The following is a 19,224-nucleotide window of genomic DNA, read 5'->3' as shown; positions in this document are numbered from 1 at the left end:
CGCCCTTGATTGACCTCTGAATAAACCATTGGTGTGTTTGTCAAGAGCGATAGCGTGGCATTTCCACCTAATAAATGGTAGGTAGTATGAACCGTGCTAGTTTTTCATAGAACTTTTGACACTACCTTATTCTTCACCCTATCCATTCGCCCCTGCTTGCTTATTCTTATATATATGCAGCATATACGCTGTTCCTCCGCCGAGAGCAAAAGCAATCACGCTAAGTGAGATAAGAAAAAAGTCCCCAGCCATCCCAGGATAGATGACAAAGACAGACCCAGCGATAAAACCAATCATAAGCGCGTATGTGGCTGTTTTGTACTGTACAAACAGGTAGGAAATAAGCCGGCTCGTAATCCCAAGTCCGAGAATAATTCCGATTCCAACGGTGAATAGAACAGCTAAGTTAAAGGTAGATAGAGCTTGAATAACTGTTGGATAAACCCCTAAGAGTAAAAAAATGAACGATCCGCTGACCCCTGGTAAAATCATCGCAGTACTCGCTAGCCAACCGGCAAAAAACAACAGGATATAATCCCCTATAGCAAGCTGGTCCATAATGGTGGTAGGCGAGCTGTCCTTTAGAAGGGTTGTAGCACCAACAATGATCGCACCGAGAAGTAGCACCCCATAATGAATAGGGGTAAATGATTGTATAAAGTTAATGTCCTTTAACAAGGTCGGCACGATTCCAATGATTAAGCCGATAAAAAAGAATAACGTCGGCTGAGGGTATTCGTTCAGCAACCAACTAATAATATGGCTAACAGTCAGCAGGGCTAAACCGATTCCAATCACAAGTGGAATTAAAAACATGACATGCTTTTTCCATTGTTTTGTTGTTAAACCATTAATGGCGGTGATTAGAGATTGATAAATTCCGAGAATTAATGCAATCGTTCCGCCACTGACTCCGGGAACAAGATCGCTAATTCCCATCGCCATTCCTTTAAAAAGATTTTTCCATTGAAACAAAGTTCTCTTCTCCTTTATGTAATAGAATCATTAGAGGATAAAGCGATTGTTTCTAATCCTTTCTTCTTTTTATAGAAGTGCAGCATTCTTAAAGTGTAAACAGAAATTTATCGTTGGGCAATAAACCTATGAATTTTACGTATTTTTTCAAAATATGACAAACGTCTTGGACACAAATCGAAGCAAGCAACACTTTCGTATGGGATAGTTCACGTGTCTCTCCTTCTTTTTTATGACTTCATGAGTGATAAGCATCAGCCTCATTTTCAGTAAACGCTTCCAATTGTGACAAATTTGTGATAAGATACAGTTAGCTAAAGACACAATCTAGACACAATTTGTTCGTGTGCTCAAGCCTGAAAGGAGTAGTTGTCTATGGATTTGTTTTTTGCTTATATGCTAGTTGCAAGCGCCACACCATTATTTTTGTGGCTTGAACATCGAAAAATAGCGTTAACGAGTATCCCGTTTATTATTATCATGTGGCTGTTGGCTTTAAGTCACATGTTTGAAGGGTTTTTATTTGACCTTCATCACTCCGTTTTTCTTACCGCCTTTTTTGTAAACGTTATTATTGCCCATTTTGCAGCTCTTGTATTGTATGCATATCCGCACATTCGTCCAAAATCTCGCACATTCACGGAATCAATGGACTAGGGTTTATAGAAAAAATGACCTCGGCTAATACCGAGGTCATTTCATGTTTAGTGTCCTGAGTGATCTTCGTGCTCCCCGTGGTTCATGTGATTTTCATGACCTCCATGATCCAAGTGATTTTCATGATCGGTATGAAGGTGCCCTGTCGTTAATACGAGATAAGAGCCAACGACAATAATAACCGCAATGGCGATGGCAAACCACGTATGACCGATCTGTACGGTTCCTGACTTCCCTTCCCCCATATGCATGAACATATGAAGCTGGACCGTCATTTGGATGAAGGCAAAGATGAAAATGACGATCACACGAACATTCCATGACCAATGCGTCTGACTCATAACCCATACGGCCAAAAGCGTAAAAATAATCGAAAGGGCAAAGCCAACAACGTGCATCCAAGGAAAGCTGTGACTGTGAGTGGCCGTTGTTTCTTTTTCATGCGCCATTTACATCCACTCCATTCCAAGCAAGTATACGCCTGTGAAAATCATAATCCAAACGACATCTAAAAAGTGCCAATAAAGGCTTGCGATAAAAAACTTCGATGTTGTTCGTGGCGTTAATCCGCGCTTTTTCATTTGGATGACGAGAAGCACAATCCAGCCAATTCCAATGGATACGTGCAAGCCGTGTGTCCCGAGGAGAAGGAAAAACGCAGACCAATGGGCACTTGCTGATAGTGTTGCTCCTTCATGGGCATAATGGACAAATTCGTAGATCTCAAAGCCGACGAAGCCAAGACCTAAAAGGAGAGTCCAGCCAATCCAGACGAACATCCGGTTCATTCGCCCGGCTCTCATCTCGTGAATCGCGAGCCCGCATGTGAACGAACTTGTTAACAGCAAAAATGTCATGATGAGCACAAGGTTCAAATCAAACAAGTCTGCTGCTCGGACAGCATCAGCATTGCGATCCACAAGGACGAAATAAGAAGCAAACAATGTTGCAAACAAAGCGAATTCAGCACCGAGAAAGATCCAGAAGCCTAAAATATTGTTGCGGCCTTCAGCTGATTGATATTCAAGAGGTTGATTCGGATTTATCGTTTCATGTGCCGCCACTCGCTACGCCCCCTTCGCTTTGCTTTCGATTTCTTGAATTTCTTTTGCGCTTACGTAATACCCCTCATCGTAATCAAACGAACGAATGATCATGCAAATAAAGATCCCGATGCCACTAATGATCGCTAGTGGAAACCAGCTAAAGACGAGGGCAAAGCTAGCAATAAACATTATAAAGCTCATCACAAACCCAAGCCATGTGTTGCTTGGCATATGGACTTTCTCATAATTCGTATCGGCATGTAGACGAATGCCCTTCTCTTTCATCGTCCAAAAGGCATCACGATCAGTGACTTCCGGTAACTTTGCAAAGTTATAAAATGGTGGTACTGCAGACGATGTTGCCCATTCAAGCGAACGACCGTCCCAAGGGTCTCCCGTCGTTTCTCGCTTTTCATAACGCCAGCTGTAATAAATGTTGTAGACAAATAGGGCAAATCCGATGGCCATCATAAAGGCACCTGCCGTCGAAATTGCATTAAGCGAGAACCAGTTGTCCGACTCTAAATACGTGTAAATCCGGCGCGGCATTCCATCAAGTCCTAGGAAATACTGCGGGAAGAAACATACGTTAAAGCCGATCATGAAAACCCAGAATACCCATTTACCTATCGTTTCATTTAAACGGTGCCCGAACATTTTCGGATACCAGTAAATCAAACCAGCAAAGCAGGCAAATACGGTTCCAGCTATGAGTACATAGTGGAAATGTGACACGAGAAAATACGTGTTGTGATATTGGTAATCAGCTGCGGCCATCGCGAGCATGACCCCTGTTACCCCACCAATGACAAAGTTCGGGATAAACCCAATGGACCAAAGCATCGGTACGGTAAAGCGAATCCTTCCTTTATGGAGCGTGAAAATCCAGTTAAATATTTTCACGCCGGTTGGGATCGAAATGGCCATCGTTGTGATTGAGAAAAAGGAGTTCACAGCTGCACTATTCCCCATCGTAAAGAAATGGTGCACCCATACAAGGAAGCTTAAAAAGGAAATCACAACAATTGAAGCGACCATCGCGTTGTAGCCAAACAGCTTCTTACGGGCAAAGGTCGAAATAATATCCGAGAAAATCCCGAAAGCCGGCAGGATGACAATATACACTTCAGGGTGACCCCAAATCCAGAACAGGTTCGCCCAAAGCATATCAAGTCCTTGTCCTTGTAACGTAAAGAAGGCTGTGCCGAATAACCGATCAAACGTCATCATCGCCAGAGCGACCGTTAATACCGGGAATGCGAGGACGATAATGAGCGATGTAATGAGAACCGTCCATGTAAACATCGGCATTTTCATGAGTGTCATGCCTTTTGTACGCATTTTTAAGATCGTGACGAGAAAGTTAATTCCTGTTGCCAGAGTTCCTATTCCGGAAAGTTGCAGTCCGAGCGCATAAAAGTTCTGTCCGACCCCAGGACTGAAGTCGTTTGAGGCAAGCGGAAAGTAGGACGTCCAACCTGCAGCAGGGGAGCCCCCGATAATAAAGGAAATATTAAAAAGGGCCATTCCGAAAAAGAACGTCCAGAAACTTAAATTGTTCAAAAACGGAAAAGCAACGTCGCGCGCCCCAATTTGCAATGGAACGACAACGTTCATTAAGCCGATCAAAAACGGCATCGCCATGAAAATAATCATGATTGTGCCATGGGTCGTAAAGATTTCATTGTAATGTTGGCTATTTAAAAACGTCATGTTTGGAGCAGCCAACTGCATGCGCATCATGACGGCGTCCACACCACCACGGAATAGCATTAACAAGGCGCACGCGATATACATAATGCCGATTTTCTTATGGTCAACCGTTGTGATCCAGTCTGTCCAAAGCACTTTCCATTTTTTGAAGTACGTAAGGGCGACCACTGTCAAAATCACGGATAGTCCGATAGAAATTTGCGCAGCAAGGATTAACGGGTCACCCGTTACAATAAATTCATCCCATCTCAACGGTAAAACTCCTCTCTTCCGCTGTTTGCACCATCACTCATCATCCAATTCGACTTCATACGTTCTAGTCGTGTCGATCGGTTGACTAAGTGTAGGCATTTCATATGCTTTTCCTTCCCTTGAGTGCGGATTTAATGCCTCATATCCGAGTTCTGCTCGTTTCTCAAGTGAGTATGTGGGATCATCCGCATGATTGACAAACTCAAGATGCGTAGAAGAAAATGTCATCTCCTCTGCATGGCCAGGAACCATCAGATGTGCGTACTCTTCTTCCGATAATGGCGGAGCTTCCGTCTGAACTTCTTCGACCCAAGCATCATAATCTCTTGCGGTGAGGGCGTTGACAACAAAGCGATGCTCAGCAAATCCTTCACCTGTGAAATTTGAGTTGCGACCGTTAAAAGTACCTGTATTATGAGACATCAAATACAATTCCGTTTCCATGCCGGCCATACTGTATTTTTGTCCACCGAGATGCGGTACCCAAAAAGATGCCATCGAATCAGCAGATGTTAATTTAAACAGCACGGGACGATCAACGGGAATGTTAACATAATTGACAGTCTCGATGTTTTCTTCAGGATAACTGAAAATCCATTTCCAGTTCACGCTCGTCGCATGAATGACAAGCGGCTCAACTTGGATGTTTTCGGCATTTACCTCAGACACCTCTGGCGCCTCTTCTAAACTATAAATGGTCGTCACGGTCGGTATCGAAAGAATGGTAACGATGATGATTGGCACGATAGTCCAAATAATTTCGAGCTTGTGGCTCCCCTCGATTGACGGGTCGTAATTGTCATTGTTCCCGCGGTCACGGTATTTAACGAGCATAACTGTCAGCAGTACGAATACGACTAACACAATAAAGATCATGAACCAAATGGATAACATGATCAAATCGCTTTGCTGTTCAGCCACTGGACCTTGTGGGTCTAGGACAGTTAAATTACCACAACCAGTTAATACGAGACCGACCATCGCTAGAGCCATCCACTTGAAAATGATCGATGGTGTACTCAACTGTAATCACCTTTCTTTGACAATAAAATAATGAATATGTAGAGCTAAAACGGTTGACGAAATCCTGAGCCATTATGGATGTGTACTCATCCTATCATTTTCGAAAAAAAAGTGCCCGAAATTAAAACGGTTACGTGAAAAATATCACAAATTCGACATAATTTTTTAGACATAAATTTTGAAAAAGTTCCCTATCTTTTATGAGATGTTACTTCCCCCCTGTTCAAAGGATGGAGCTACGATATACTTACATTAAGATACATTTCCAAAACCAAGATAGGAGCCAATGAGATGAGAGTAATTGTTTTATTAATTATGCTCAGTTTGTGGATTATGTTGAGGTTCTTTTTAAAGACAAAGCTACAAATCTCAAAAAAGAATTGGAGCTATAAACATGAAAGGAAAGAGTTTGCGATTCTTTTTTATGTTGTGATCGCCGTTGGTGCCCTTGTCCCTCTTATCTATCCAACCGTAAACTTCTTTTTACTGTTCCCGTTTATCGGTGTGCTTGTTAATCTCCTTTTTTCAGTCGAACAATGGATTTATAAGAGAGACTCGAAGCGACATCTTCTTTATTTGTTTGATGCTGCCCACTGGCTCGTGTTTGGAATGACAGCTTTTTTGTTTTTTGCATAAAAGGAACTCCCTCTCTTTTTTTAATTTCTTAATGGAATCGCGGCATCTGTCGTTAATCTAGAAAAAACATGTTTTGCGAGTGTAACAAAACATGTTTTTTCATAGTTAGGTTTATGATGCTCTTGCATTTTTCTTCAAATACCAAATCATGACCGGGACGAGAGCAAGGGCAAGTGTCCCTCCTGCAAGCGACAAAGTAGCATAGCTAGATTGGGCGACGACCATACCGGACAGAGCCCCTCCTGCTGCGCCCGACAGTCCGACGAGAACATCAATTGTTCCTTGCGTTTTCGCTCGGGTTGCAGGATGGGTTGCATCGACAATCATAGCTGTTCCACTGATTAACCCTAAATTCCATCCGAGTCCTAACAAGGCGAGTGCGATGATCAAAACGGCTAACGAATCACCAGGGGCAACCGCAGCGAGCAGTCCTTGCACTAAGTAAAATGACGCCAGAGGTTACCGACATTGTTGTTCGTCCGAGCTTATCGACGAGAACACCTGTCACAAGAGATGGAAGGTACATGGCTCCAATGTGAATGCTAATGACAAGACCGATCTCTTGTAGCCCGTGCCCGTGGTGTTGCATATGGACGGGTGTCATCGTCATAATCGCTACCATGACCATTTGGGTTAAGACCATGACCGTCGTTCCAACAATGATCCCCCGTTTTGCGATGGTTGACATAAGTTGCTTCTCTGTTGTTTTGGCTGAATGGTTATGTTTTTCGTGATCAGCCTCTTGTTTGACGATTGCTTTGCAACGAGAAATGGATCTGGACGGAGAAACACAAAAAAGATGAATCCAGCTAGTAAATAAGCGACCGTTGCTAATATAAACGGTCCAGCGAGAGTTGGAACACCGAAGGAATCAGCTACATCTCCCATCACATTCACTAGATTTGGACCAGCAACGGCACCAAAAGTGGTCGCGACCATCGCCATACTAATGGCGGTTGCTCGTTGTTTCGGTTTTGCTAAATCAGTCCCTGCATAACGCGCCTGCAGGTTGGTGGCGTTTCCTGCACCGTTTAGAAGCAGTCCAAGAAAGAGAAGGATGACGCTGTTACTTACGGCCGCATAGATAACGATGATCGCACCGACCCCCCCTAACAAGAAGCCAGTTCCTAGCCCCATTCGTCGACCGAACCGATCGGATAATCGACCAACAAAAAAGGCAGCCGCAGCTGAACCGAGCGTTAATAGGGCAGCTGGTATGCCTGCATAGCGGTCGCCCCCTAGCATGTCATTTGATGCCAAATTTTCAGGTGCAAAACCCCAATTTACACTTCTTGTGAAATAATCGGGGGTAGAATGTATCTATTTAAGATGATAGTGCAGACGATCCTTCACACGAGCGGCTATAAACCTTGTATTGATTACGGGAAGCCTCGTTTCAACAAACGAAACAAGGCTTCTTTGTGAACACTCTCAGAAAGTTTGCAGTCAAATTTTATCGCGGAACTCTGAAGGAAGTCGACAACATGGATACCTTTTATTTACGCCAAAAAGTGGAATAGCCTTCCTTATCCTGAATATTAAACTCAATCATTTGTTTAAGCAGTTCGTAATGGACTGGAATTCGAAACAAGCCTTTGGTCGCGCTGTAGCCCGCTTGTGCAATAGCATCGGCAAATTGCGAAATGCCTATTTCTTCGGGTGAAACGCTCAAATGATGTTTCGAGGTGGAGAAGCCAATGATAAATGTACCCCTCTGATTCCATTAATGTTGACGCGTACGGGAATGGAGTCGATGTTTCGTTTGTGAATGATCTTCTCTCTGATTCCAAGCACCAAAATAAAAATGACAAAAATGAAGATCGGTATAAAAGCCATTTCATATACCTCTTTTCTGTTTTTTTAACCATCGCAGGACATTTATTGGTGCATTAGCACCGAGTCCCCGAAAGCTCACAAATTTGAAATATTCATGAACAATGGCTTGCCATAGCACATTATAATCAAACGACTGCCCTTTTGGCTGTCCGTCCATCGAGCTGAATAAAAGTAGAACATCCGGCTTATAAATCAAGTTATTACTTTCGTGCGTTAAAGTAACATATGAGAAAATGGTTATAAGTTTGGGTGATGAGTTGGTAGGACATAGATAACCTTTCCACATTAAAGGCTGTAAGGACGCGGTTTACTCGGGGGCGATTCAGATTTATCGACATTTTTCCACATTCACGTACTATGCGACCAATATGGGATAAATCGGTTTTGAGATTAGGAAAATGAGGAAGGTTGGGATGAAAAAGGTGAGGATGGTATCGTCAAGTTCCTTATAATTACTATTAGTTCGGATAGAAGCGGGGAATTTGGTGGATGGCACGAGCTAGTTTCCAATATTTAGTTGCGTTTGTTCGAATTAAGTGGAAAGTTGTTCGAATTAATGAGGGGTTTGTTCAAATAATCTATTTGTTTGTTTGAATTATCGAGGTGTCTGTTCGAATTACGGCCGGCTTGAGCAGATTAGTAGTTTCCAATATATTGCTGCGCTTGCTAAAATGATTTGGATTTTCGCTAGTTAAATGGCTGATTTGCTGGAATCGCTCTTCAATTTGCTAAAATAACCACCTATATTGCTAAAATCGACTTATCCCAACACAAAAAAAGTGCGCCGCAGCGCACTTTTTCTTATTTCTGACCTCGCTTGTCACTCGGATGGAGCACCGTTACTTGCTCTGGCTCCACCGGATTAAAGATAAATTCGAATTTCCCGCCTCGATCAGGCGTAAATGTTAATTCACTAGTCGATTCCGCTCCGTTTATCACATACTCGAACGTAACCTTCTGCTTATTTTTCAAGTGGATGCCTTCAGAACGCCACACACCTGCTGCCTCGTCATAAGATAGAGCAATGTCCTGAGCATGAACGCCTCGCAGCACGACATGTTCAATGTCCTTTTCTTCCTCAACAACTTGATACACAGCAAATGAGTTCGCTCCTACAGTCAACTCGTCACCCGTCATTCTCTCTCCTGTTACTAGATTCTCTAACTCAAGCTCTTCATCTAATGCGAGCACGGCTTCTGCTCCTTTATTAACAGCAACAATTAGACGCTCTCCCTCATTACTGCGCTCAAACAGAAGAGCATCGCGCGTTGCAGAATGCGCATGGAAGTCACCGGTGCGAAGAGCTGAGTGGTTTTGGCGCAGCTCGATAATTTCTTGGTAATGTTTGAGCAATTCTTGATCCTGCTCTTCTTCATTCCAAATCATGAACTCGCGGTACCAGCGGTCTTTCCAGTCGTTAAACTCATTATGGTTCGCACTTTGCGAGAGACCGACTTCTGTTCCGTAATAGATAACAGGTGAGCCCGGCAGCATAAATTGCGTGAATGATGCCAACTTCAGCTTGTCTGTGTTACCGCCTGCTTCATATAAGAAGCGCGGCAAGTCATGGTTATCTAGGAATGTCGTCATAATGTATTCCGGGTGGTACACGGCTTCGTTTTCTTCGACATAGTTCACGACAGACTGCATCGAACCGTCAAAAGCAAATGTTCCTTTAAATGTATCGTGGAAACCAAAGTCCAGTGAACCATCAAGCTTTCCAGCATAGCTCGAGATTTTCTCGCGGCTATCCCACACCTCTCCAAATACGTACATGTCAGGATCAATCGATTTCACTTTATCACGGAAATCGACCCAAAAGCTGTAGCTCGGTCCTTTGGCATAATCTAAGCGCAAGCCGTCAAATTCAAGCTCTTCTAACCAAAATGGAACAACCTCATTTAACATATAATCACGTGCTTCCGGATGGTCGTTATTAAATTGCGGCAGCTCTTCAATGCCGTAAAATGTCTCGTAAGTGCCGTCTTCATAGAACGTATACCAGTCGTAATACGGGCTGTCTTCCCCGTTTGCAAGCGCATCTTGGAAATACGGATGCTCGCTTGAAGTGTGATTCGGGACAAAATCATAAATGACTTTCATATCGCGATCATGCGCTTCATGAATTAATTCTTTTAATACCTCAAGCGTGCCGAAATTCGGATCAATCCCCATAAAGTCTGTCGGGTGATAACCGTGCGAATATGGACCTTCAAATACTGGCGACAGCCAAATCGTATCTACCCCAAGCTCTTCAATGTAATCAAGCTTTGCAAGTACACCTTCAAGATCTCCGCCCATCCAGTCTTTTAATGCTTCTTCTAATGGAAGGCTTGGGTCTACCCCGAAATTATTATCTGGATTGCCATCATAAAATCGATCGACAAAAATATGATAAATCACTGCATCCTTCGCCCAGTCTGGTGAGCTGTAATTCTCAACATAGTAGGCAAACTCAGTTGCTTCTGCGCTTGTTAAGCTGTTTGTATCGGCATATTGAGACCCCTCGCCGTCAGCTGCCCACACGTCAACGACATATTTCACCGGCGTGCTGTCTGCTTGCTTAGGGATCACTCCTTTTAAAGTAGAGCGCTGCAAGTTATTTTCTGTTTTTGTTTCGACTACCTCTAATGGAGAGAACTCACCAGAACTTGCTTCCCCGCGTGCGCCAGCCGGAGTGCTTCCATCTGTTGTAAAGTAGATTCCGCCCTCATCAATCGGGCCGTAATGCTCCACTTCTACTGTAATCTCAACATCATCATTAGGCGATGGGATGAACGGGTTGTGGTTAAAGTTGTGAGAGACATTTTTAGCCACAGGAAGGCCTGTCCATTCTGTCACCGTGTCTTCTACAACGGTGCCTTCTTCAGTAAACGTTGCGGTGCGGTTAGCCTCAATGACTTCACGATACTTCGAATCACCTAGCCCGTAGCGGTACTCTAGCTCCTCCCCCGCCTGGCCATTTAACGTAACGGTGAACGTCTCGCCTTCCCGCTCTAGCGGTGTCACGCTGTAATTGAAGCTGTTATTGCTCGTTGCGACTGTCGGTACGGCCCAATCTGGTGTTTCTTCTGGCACCGTTAATTGGAGCGTAATCGAGCCGTCGTACTCGGTAGCTGGCCTTACGTCAACTTTACGCTGGTCGCTTGGGTCAAAATAAAATTCATAGTCACCTGTCTGCGGCACCTGGAATCGCAAATTGTCACCAGCGAGCCACTCGTTATCCATGACGAATTTATACTCAAACTGAATTCCGCCGGATAGAGTAACAGGCTCGCTTTTCCATAAGCCTTCTGACTCATCAAATGTGAGCGGGTGATTCTCCCCGTCCCAGCTCAGCGGTGATTCCCCGCGCAGCACAACCTTATCGTATACTTGGTCGCCTGCCGCCTCCGCGGTGTTCGTTTGTGCAAACGGTTGCACAAACAGCGATAATAAAAGGCTTAATACCATGATTAAGACTACACTCTTTTTCATCTTATTCTCCTCTCTTTTTCTTGAATTATAGCAGTCTTGAAACCGCTTACTGCTTTTTATTGTAGCATGGTCTTGGTTTATAATGCAACAATTTTCTGAAAAATAGGCAATCGGTTGCACAAAGGGGGAAGGACGGGGTGTCGAAAGATAGGAGTGACTAGGTCTTTTTTATTTATTATAGAGGAAACACTACTCGCCGTAGAGCTTCCCCTCCATTTCTTCGCGAACAAAACAGAGCCTGCTTCCTTCGTTTTCTTTTAATAGGCCTTCTTTACGGAGCTTGGTCAGCGTGCGATTAACCGTTTCTCTCGTCGTACCAATCATTTTTGCTAGCTGCTGATTGGTGTAATCAGATTTCATCACTGTTATTCCGTCTTCTGCAGGCTCGCCGTTCGTTTCTCCGAGGCGGATAATCAGTTTAATAATTTGTTCGTATGTATTGTTGACGATCTGTGCTTCAAGACGGTCTTGCAAGTCAACGATCTTCTCCCCTAGCACACGGAACACTTGGATGCACAGCTCTGGATTTTTGCGGAGAATGTCTTCAAAATCACCAATCGGAATAACGACAAGCTGGGCATGATCGACCACCTGCGCATAAGCCGGATAGCCACCTTTTCTGAAGAAACCGACATGAGGAAACATCTCGCCTTCTCGCAAGATCGCCACAATCTGCTCGCGTCCGCGGTTATCAGCTTTATAAATTTTGATGCGGCCCCTGTAAATGAAATACACATTTTCAATCGGCTCATCCTGCATAAAAATATAACTGCCCCGCCCCCACTCTCGATATATTGAGATATCAACAATCTGATCGAGCGCCGTATCGTTTAGCCGTTTAAAGAGTGGAAAATGAGTTAGTAATTCCTTAATCTTATCGTTATTTAGCACGTAGGTCCCTCCTTTCACCTGTTCGATTTCACCAGTTAGTCACATCTATTGTGATGTATATCACACCCTCCCACTTCTCAGCCGACTATACTTATAAGTGTAGAAAACAGAGACGAAAAGGAGCGAGTGCATATGTTATCTAAAGAAACTATTTCTATTATAAAGTCTACGGTTCCTGTATTGGAAGTCCACGGAACAAAGATTACGACTCGTTTTTATCAACTATTATTCGAGCGTCACCCTGAACTATTAAATATATTTAATCATGCGAATCAAAAACAAGGCCGTCAGCAAACAGCGTTGGCAAACTCAGTGTATGCGGCAGCTCTTCATATCGACCGCTTAGAAGAGATCATTCCGATTGTAAAGCAGATTGGTCACAAGCATAGAAGTCTTGGCGTTAAAGCTGAGCATTATCCGATTGTCGGTGAAACATTGCTTGATGCGATGGTTGAGGTGCTGGGCGATGCGGCCACTGATGAGATTCTTGCTGCCTGGGGCGAGGCGTACGGCGTGATTGCTAATGCCTTTATCGGCGTGGAAAAAGAAATGTATGAAGAAGCTGAAAATCAAGCTGGCGGCTGGGCTGATTTCCGTGAATTTGTCGTCGCTAAAAAAGTAGTCGAGAGCGATGTGATTACCTCCTTCTACTTACAGCCATATGACGGTGGAAAGATTGCTGAATTTAAAGCGGGCCAATATGTGACGATTAAAGTGAAGCCTGAGGAAAGCGAGTATACTCATCTACGTCAATACAGCTTATCTGATGCTTCAGGAAAAGATTATTACCGCATCAGCGTAAAACATGAAAATGATGTCGTCGTATCAAGCTACCTGCATGAAAAAGTGGTTGAAGGCGATAAAGTTGAACTGACAGCACCAGCCGGAGATTTCGTTTTAAATACAGATTCTGAGAAGCCGGTTGTCCTCATTGGCGGCGGTGTCGGCGTGACACCAATGTTGAGCATGCTGAACACATTGGTTGAAGTGCAGCCTGAGCGTGAAGTAATTTTCATCCACGCAGCTGAAAACGGTGCGGTGCAAGCATTTGGCAAGCATGTGGAAGAGCTGGCTAGTGCGAATCATCAGGTGAAGAATTACACTGTGTATGCTAATCCGACGACAGCTGATGTTGAGCGCGGTGCGTTTGATCTTAAAGGCTTGATTGATTTGAAATGGCTCAAAGCTGCAGCAGGTGACGTGGCGGCTGAGGCTGACTTCTACTTCTGCGGACCGGTTCCATTTATGAGAGTAATGAAGCAGTATTTAGCTGAGATGGGCGTGAGCGACGAACGCGTACATTATGAGTTCTTTGGACCAGCGGCGAGTTTGGATGCTGAGGTTGAGGCGAAGTAGTGAGGGGGAAAGGTTGCAGTTGATGCTGCAGCCTTTTTGTTTCCCATTAAATGTATGGGTTTGCTAAAATAATGATGATTTTCGCTGGATTATTTAATTATTTGCTAGAATGCTTATGTTGTTTGCTAAATAAAAAGTTTCGTTTGCTAGAATTAAGCGTCTACACTCTTCTGTAGTTCCAATAAGGAGACATCTTCTTCATTAGATGTCTTCTTTTTTTATGCTTTTTACTAGATTATCTATGACCAACTCAAACTTTTTATCCTTCGTAGTACCAGTCTCTACAGTTTTTAATGATTTTAACATTCTCCTCGCAGTATCTTTCGCTATTTTCAGGAATTCACACGCTTCCCTATTCGTAATCGTGTCACTTACGAGTAACACATAATCTACTAAGCTATTTATATGCGCTAATTTTGATTGGTAGTAGCAGCTTGGACATACCCACTTCCCGTGTAATCTCCGCATAGGAAGGGCATCACATTTCGGGCAGTGAACCCCACCTAATAGTTGGTCTAGCTCAATTCGGTAAAATTCGAGCGGTTCAAATGTTGATGGCATATGTGAGGTAAGTAAGATCCTAGTTGCTTTTCTGAGTAGCTTTGGGTCGAAAATGAGTGTGGTATATTGCGAGGTCAGCTTCTCTATTCGCTTCACCAATACCGTGTCGCGTATTACATGTTTTCTTGTATAGGTCGTGGAGTCGGAAAGGGATATACGACTTTGCGAATTCGTAATCACAACCAGCGTTTCAACCGGTATATCCGGGAATTTAAGTTTCTTTAAAAATTGACGCAGTTGACTAGCTTGCTTTTGGACTTGAATAATGGGGTCTGGAAATGTGTCTTCTGCATCAGGAGTTGTGCGGATGAGCTGCTGAAATTCGGGTTCAAATGAGAGCGTTCCATAGAGATGCTTCACTTCGATGATGAGGATATAAGTTGGAGTGAGGATGAGTGTATCAATTTGAAAGAAATATTCGCCGCTTTGTAGACGAAGGTCATGGAGAATGATGTACTCTTTTGGCGGCAGAAAGCTGAGATGATAATCGAGGGCGGACTCTCCTTTGTAACCGGCTTTTCGTTTGGCGAGATCGGCTTCAATTTGAAGTTTTTTAGGATGATGAGCGGGGATTCGGCGGAGGAGAGCTTCTAATTTGTCAATATATGAATAGGGATTTTGCGAGGTTTGGCGATCATATAGGGCTCCTTTGCTGTTTGTTAGAGGTTTAATAGATGAAGAACTTCGACAAATTGAGTGGTTTGTCCTTTTTTCTTATTGGATAAGGTTGTGATTGATTGGAAAACATCGGCGTATTCCACTTCATTTTAGGTTCTAAATTTGGGAATGTAGCAGCAACCCACGATAATATCTCCTCTGTTCGATCGCGGTGATCAGGGTGATCGATGCCTTTTAAATACTCTGCAAAAACTTCCAAGTTCATTCCTCCTAAAAATGTATGATTGAATATATCCTGAATCCGTGATGAAATCATTTCCAACATTGCCTCCAAAGCCTGTTATAATAATGTTATCAGCTGATTTATGTTGATAATTTTATTTCACCAGGCAGGTGTAGAAATTGGTTAAGTTTATATTAGAAAATTCCGATGATACATTGACGACCCATTCAGGTCTTGGTTTAATAGGTTTGCTTTTATCAAAGACAAAGTTTCACAAACGTTTTTCATCCTTGAAGGTTCCAGAAATTAAGTCATCTCCGAAGATTCTTAATGGTGATGTTACCACTTCTTATGTGGGTCTATTGTGTCAAGGTAAGAATGATTTCGACCATATCGAACAATTTCGAGACGATCCCTTCTTTTATCGTGCATTGGATATTAAATTGGTTCCATCAAGTCCCACACTACGGCAACGTCTCGATCAAATTGCCAAGGTGACTGGATGGAAATCCATTGTTCTAGAAGAATCGGCTAAACTAATACGGCAATTTGATTCTCCTGTCACTCCAACAGTAACTAGTGATAAAAAAACATACGTGCCTTTAGATATTGATGTATCGCCATTTGATAACTCAAATACCAAGAAAGAAGGGGTTAGTCGCACATACAAAGGATGTGATGGATATTCCCCTAACTTTTCCTATTTAGGTCTAGAAGGCTACGTTGTAAATATGGAACTTCGGGAAGGAAGCACACACGTTCAAAAGGATACTGAGAAATTTCTTGAGAACAGTATTAACTATTCTCGGATGATTACGGACCTATCGTTACTAGTCCGTATGGACGCAGGAAACGATAGTGTCGAAAATCTAAAAGTTTGTGTCAATGAAAAGGCCGATTTTATAATTAAACGAAACCCTCGCCGTGAAAAGCCCGAAAACTGGCTCATGGTAGCCGAACAATTCGGCAAATGCGTTCAGGAGCGAGAAGGAAAACGTGTATTCTATGGTGCTTTAGAAACAACTCCAAAGGGAATGAAAAAAGCCATTCGCCAAGTTTATAAGGTAACGGAAAGGACAATCGATAAAAACGGACAAATCCTCTTAGTCCCAGATGTTGAGTTTGAGAGCTATTGGACTAGCCTACCTAATGAAACAGAGGAAATAATTGGCCTATATCACGAACATGGCACTTGTGAACAATTCCACAGTGAATTAAAAACAGATTTAGACCTAGAACGTTTTCCTTCGGGTAAATTTGCCACCAATGAATTGATCTTACATCTTGGGTGTTTAACCTACAATCTCCTTCGGGTTATTGGCCAAGAAAGCCTAAAATCAGGAGATGCACCACTTAAAAGAAAGGTTTTTCGTCGCCGTGTAAAAACAGTAATCCAGAACTTAATTACACTGGCATCAAAAGTTGTTAAGCACTCTCGGAAAGTTTACTTAAAATTCGGGAACTATAGTCCTTGGTTTTCCACTTTTAAGCGTCTGTATCTTTCATTTTCGACATAAGTCTAGGAAACTGAATAGATAATAAGACCTGTAAAAAAATGTCTGAGCAGGTTTTATTTGGTGTACTCAAAAACGAACGTATTTAACTTAAAAAGCAATGAAATGAAAGAAAATTAGGATTTATCAAAATCGATGGAACCACTGCTTTTTATCACGGATTCAGGTATATCTCAAGCGACTTTACCACTTCTAGATTTAATCACACTACACTTAGATGTCAAATGGACATGACAAGTGTTATTCCTCAAACCAAATGACGGTTGAGGAAATTAAAAGAGAGCTAGAAGATATGCTCAAACAAGAAGTAACGATTACGATGAACAAGGCGAAGGAACTAGGAGCCGATGTCTTTCAAGTACGTGATTATCTTTACCGCTTCCATCCCGAACAATGGAAAAAGTCAGATAACAAAGACCAACCGGAGATTCAAGAAATTGAAGTGACGATCAACCCGTTAAAGTCTATTAATAAAACGAAAAAAGAGCTGCAATAGAGTTACCCCACCCTCTCCTTGGATAGTGGAAAGGGTGGAGTTTCACAGGATTAATATACGTGTGCAACAAACGTTAAGAAAAATAACGTTGCGATCACATAAAGAGGAATGGGAACCTCTTTTGCTTTTCCTAATGCAAACTTCACCAGTGGATAGGCGATAAAGCCGAATGCAATTCCGTCCGCAATGCTATACGAAAATGGGATCATGACAATTACAAGGAAAGCAGGAAATCCTTCTGAAAAATCCTGGAAATCAATTTGCTTTACTTGCTGTACCATTAATCCACCAATGATCATTAGCACAGGGGCGATGGCGCTGCCTGGAATCAGTTTCACTAAAGGAATCGCAAAGAGCGAAAGCAAAAACAAGCTTCCTGTAACAATCGCAGTGACTCCTGTTCTTCCTCCGGCTGCAATTCCTGCTGTCGTTTCAACCGTTGCAACAGTAGGGCTTGTGCCAAAAATTCCACTCGTGAAAATAGAGACCCCATTTGCTTGAAAGGAACGGGAAAACTTCTCAGGACGATTTGTCATATTAAGGTGACCATTAATTAACCCGATGTTTTCGAACAACAGCACCATGGTTAAAGAAAAGACAGCAACGAAAAACGAAAAGCTGCCGAATCCTGAAAATGAAATGGCCCCAAATAGGCTAGGGTATTGATCTAGCGGTACAGTCCAAGTAGTGAGTTCGTCGAAACTGATCACGCCTAAAACCGCTGCGATTGACGTACCGGCTATTATGCTAATAAGAAAGTTGCCTGGAACGTTTCGCATGAAAAGAACGACGGCGAGTACGACTGACATTAAGGTCGCAATGACAAATGGGCTGCTCAAATCCCCTAACGCAAGTAGGGAATTTTCACCCCGCGTAATTAGACCACCCTTTTCTAACCCGATTAATGCTAAAAACAACCCTAGGCCGACCGTAATTCCGTGCTTTAGTGAACTTGGAATCGAATCGAGTAAAAGCTGCGCGAGTTGTGTAAAGGAAATGATCGTCACAATAAGCCCAGAAATGACGACGACCGCTAACGCTTCCTGCCATGTGAGACCCATGGAATGAACGAGCGTATAAGAAAACATTGCGTTAATTCCCATGCCCGGTACGAGGATAATGGGGGCATTCGCCCAAAACCCCATTAACCAACAACCGACGAACGACGTGATAATTGTTGCAATGATTGCGGCCTCTAAAGGGATTCCTGATTCTGACAAAATCGCTCCATTCACAGCAATAATGTACACAATGGTAATGAACGAGATTAGGCCAGCAAGAAACTCCCGCTTTAGCGTTGTTTCATGACCTGGCAAATCAAAATAGTTTTTCATCCATTTGACCATCATAACAGTCCTTATTCAGTTTCCCTCTCCCGCCCGATCATAAAGATCCACAAGTACGTATTATAATCGTGGACGAGCAATCTGTAAATAGATATGCTGAATGATTAGAGTGTTTGGGGTTACGCTTTAAAAAGCTCTTTTTCTACCGTAAAAAGAAAGGTCGTTCTGCTAAGTCAGAACCCTTCTTGAATTAGGAAAGTGTAAAAAGCCAAAAGGAGTCATCCCCTTTTGGCTTCATTGTCGTTATGCTCTTTCAATGATTGTCGCTACGCCTTGCCCGCCACCGATGCAGAGGGTCGCTAAACCATAGGTTTCCCCGCGGCGCAAGAGTTCGTGAAGGAGCATTCCTGTAATGAAAGAATTTGAGGTTTGAAACAGAAAGAGCCCTCCTGTACGATACGAGGTATCAGTAGCTACTGATCCTTAATTAGATAGAGTCTCGGAATAAATAACAATTTTCCGGGTGAAATGAACCAAAATTACTGGAAATTGGATTGGAATGGCCTGCACACTCATTATTTTCATTGTATTTTCAAAAATGTGCATGACAAAGAAACCTATTGCCATTATTTTTTTAAAAATTGACTAGGCGGCTTTAGGAAAG

General features: G+C 43.0%; 13 protein-coding genes and 5 pseudogenes. 5 read left to right on the top strand and 13 right to left on the bottom strand.

Annotated elements, in window-relative coordinates; all coding sequences use genetic code 11:
* Positions 1-138: 138 nt before the first annotated feature.
* Positions 139-975, bottom strand: a complete 837-nt coding sequence (locus E2L07_RS17300) for a DUF368 domain-containing protein (RefSeq protein WP_010898227.1) — start codon at positions 973-975, stop codon at positions 139-141.
* Positions 976-1,350: 375 nt separating this feature from the next.
* Between E2L07_RS17300 and ywcE the strand changes: the two genes are divergently transcribed.
* Complete coding sequence (gene ywcE / locus E2L07_RS17295) at positions 1,351-1,632, top strand: spore morphogenesis/germination protein YwcE (RefSeq protein ID WP_134230178.1); 282 nt, start codon at positions 1,351-1,353, stop codon at positions 1,630-1,632.
* Positions 1,633-1,763: 131 nt separating this feature from the next.
* On the opposite strand, the pseudogene qoxD reads toward ywcE, so the two are convergent.
* From qoxD to qoxA, 4 genes and pseudogenes are all read right to left on the bottom strand, one after another.
* Positions 1,764-2,081 (bottom strand): annotated as a pseudogene (gene qoxD / locus E2L07_RS17290) (cytochrome aa3 quinol oxidase subunit IV); the annotation flags it as partial.
* Positions 2,082-2,696, bottom strand: a complete 615-nt coding sequence (gene qoxC / locus E2L07_RS17285) for a cytochrome aa3 quinol oxidase subunit III (RefSeq protein ID WP_053431125.1) — start codon at positions 2,694-2,696, stop codon at positions 2,082-2,084.
* A 3-nt stretch (positions 2,697-2,699) separates the two neighbouring features.
* Positions 2,700-4,643 (bottom strand): cytochrome aa3 quinol oxidase subunit I, encoded by a 1,944-nt coding sequence (gene qoxB, locus E2L07_RS17280; RefSeq protein WP_134230176.1) that lies wholly within the window; start codon positions 4,641-4,643, stop codon positions 2,700-2,702.
* A 33-nt stretch (positions 4,644-4,676) separates the two neighbouring features.
* On the bottom strand, positions 4,677-5,636 hold the full coding sequence (gene qoxA, locus E2L07_RS17275; protein WP_243854988.1) for a cytochrome aa3 quinol oxidase subunit II: 960 nt from the start codon (positions 5,634-5,636) through the stop codon (positions 4,677-4,679).
* Positions 5,637-5,957: 321 nt separating this feature from the next.
* Between qoxA and E2L07_RS17270 the strand changes: the two genes are divergently transcribed.
* Positions 5,958-6,302: a DUF4181 domain-containing protein gene (locus E2L07_RS17270; protein WP_010898221.1), complete on the top strand. Its 345-nt coding sequence runs from the start codon at positions 5,958-5,960 to the stop codon at positions 6,300-6,302.
* 111 nt (positions 6,303-6,413) lie between these two features.
* On the opposite strand, the pseudogene E2L07_RS17265 reads toward E2L07_RS17270, so the two are convergent.
* From E2L07_RS17265 to E2L07_RS17245, 4 genes and pseudogenes are all read right to left on the bottom strand, one after another.
* Positions 6,414-7,562 (bottom strand): annotated as a pseudogene (locus tag E2L07_RS17265) (MFS transporter); the annotation flags it as partial.
* Between the two features lie 235 nt (positions 7,563-7,797).
* Positions 7,798-8,025 (bottom strand): annotated as a pseudogene (locus E2L07_RS17260) (iron chaperone); the annotation flags it as partial.
* A 914-nt stretch (positions 8,026-8,939) separates the two neighbouring features.
* Positions 8,940-11,615: an alpha-amylase family glycosyl hydrolase gene (locus tag E2L07_RS17250; protein WP_134230173.1), complete on the bottom strand. Its 2,676-nt coding sequence runs from the start codon at positions 11,613-11,615 to the stop codon at positions 8,940-8,942.
* Between the two features lie 189 nt (positions 11,616-11,804).
* Positions 11,805-12,506 carry a Crp/Fnr family transcriptional regulator gene (locus tag E2L07_RS17245; protein WP_134230172.1) on the bottom strand — a complete coding sequence of 234 codons (702 nt, stop codon included), beginning with the start codon at positions 12,504-12,506 and terminating at the stop codon, positions 11,805-11,807.
* 132 nt (positions 12,507-12,638) lie between these two features.
* Between E2L07_RS17245 and hmpA the strand changes: the two genes are divergently transcribed.
* The gene (hmpA, locus tag E2L07_RS17240) at positions 12,639-13,862 is read left to right on the top strand and encodes an NO-inducible flavohemoprotein (protein ID WP_134230181.1); all 1,224 of its coding nucleotides are present in this window, start codon (positions 12,639-12,641) and stop codon (positions 13,860-13,862) included.
* 201 nt (positions 13,863-14,063) lie between these two features.
* On the opposite strand, the gene E2L07_RS21780 is transcribed toward hmpA, so the two are convergent.
* Entirely contained in the window at positions 14,064-14,966 is a 903-nt protein-coding gene (locus tag E2L07_RS21780; protein WP_420897820.1) for an NERD domain-containing protein, read from the bottom strand.
* 193 nt (positions 14,967-15,159) lie between these two features.
* A pseudogene (locus E2L07_RS17230) lies at positions 15,160-15,300 on the bottom strand (iron chaperone); the annotation flags it as partial.
* Positions 15,301-15,443: 143 nt separating this feature from the next.
* On the opposite strand from E2L07_RS17230, the gene E2L07_RS17225 reads away from it, so the two are divergent.
* Together E2L07_RS17225 and E2L07_RS17220 are read left to right on the top strand one after the other, a co-directional pair.
* Positions 15,444-16,781: an IS1380 family transposase gene (locus E2L07_RS17225; RefSeq protein WP_134229117.1), complete on the top strand. Its 1,338-nt coding sequence runs from the start codon at positions 15,444-15,446 to the stop codon at positions 16,779-16,781.
* 214 nt (positions 16,782-16,995) lie between these two features.
* On the top strand, positions 16,996-17,274 hold the full coding sequence (locus E2L07_RS17220) for a Ger(x)C family spore germination C-terminal domain-containing protein (RefSeq protein WP_083757531.1): 279 nt from the start codon (positions 16,996-16,998) through the stop codon (positions 17,272-17,274).
* 50 nt (positions 17,275-17,324) lie between these two features.
* Here E2L07_RS17220 and E2L07_RS17215 read toward each other — a convergent pair whose 3' ends face one another.
* Together E2L07_RS17215 and E2L07_RS17210 are read right to left on the bottom strand one after the other, a co-directional pair.
* Positions 17,325-18,620 (bottom strand): NCS2 family permease, encoded by a 1,296-nt coding sequence (locus E2L07_RS17215; protein WP_134230179.1) that lies wholly within the window; start codon positions 18,618-18,620, stop codon positions 17,325-17,327.
* 243 nt (positions 18,621-18,863) lie between these two features.
* Positions 18,864-18,968, bottom strand: a pseudogene (locus tag E2L07_RS17210) (hypothetical protein); the annotation flags it as partial.
* Positions 18,969-19,224: the final 256 nt, after the last annotated feature.

Origin of the sequence: Halalkalibacterium halodurans (genome assembly GCF_004376175.1) — a bacterium.
GTDB lineage: Bacteria > Bacillota > Bacilli > Bacillales > Bacillaceae_D > Halalkalibacterium > Halalkalibacterium halodurans.
The sequence above is the reverse complement of the archived record's forward strand: the minus strand, read 5'-3'. Positions and strand labels throughout refer to the sequence as shown.

What these genes read in the sequence shown, in the direction of transcription:
- E2L07_RS17250 (WP_134230173.1), bottom strand. Translation starts at nt 11,615, where the DNA reads ATGAAAAAGAGTGTAGTCTTAATCATGGTATTAAGCCTTTTATTATCG.
- qoxA (WP_243854988.1), bottom strand. Translation starts at nt 5,636, where the DNA reads ATGGCTCTAGCGATGGTCGGTCTCGTATTAACTGGTTGTGGTAATTTA.
- E2L07_RS17220 (WP_083757531.1), top strand. Translation starts at nt 16,996, where the DNA reads ATGTCAAATGGACATGACAAGTGTTATTCCTCAAACCAAATGACGGTT.
- E2L07_RS17215 (WP_134230179.1), bottom strand. Translation starts at nt 18,620, where the DNA reads ATGGTCAAATGGATGAAAAACTATTTTGATTTGCCAGGTCATGAAACA.
- E2L07_RS17270 (WP_010898221.1), top strand. Translation starts at nt 5,958, where the DNA reads ATGAGAGTAATTGTTTTATTAATTATGCTCAGTTTGTGGATTATGTTG.
- ywcE (WP_134230178.1), top strand. Translation starts at nt 1,351, where the DNA reads ATGGATTTGTTTTTTGCTTATATGCTAGTTGCAAGCGCCACACCATTA.
- hmpA (WP_134230181.1), top strand. Translation starts at nt 12,639, where the DNA reads ATGTTATCTAAAGAAACTATTTCTATTATAAAGTCTACGGTTCCTGTA.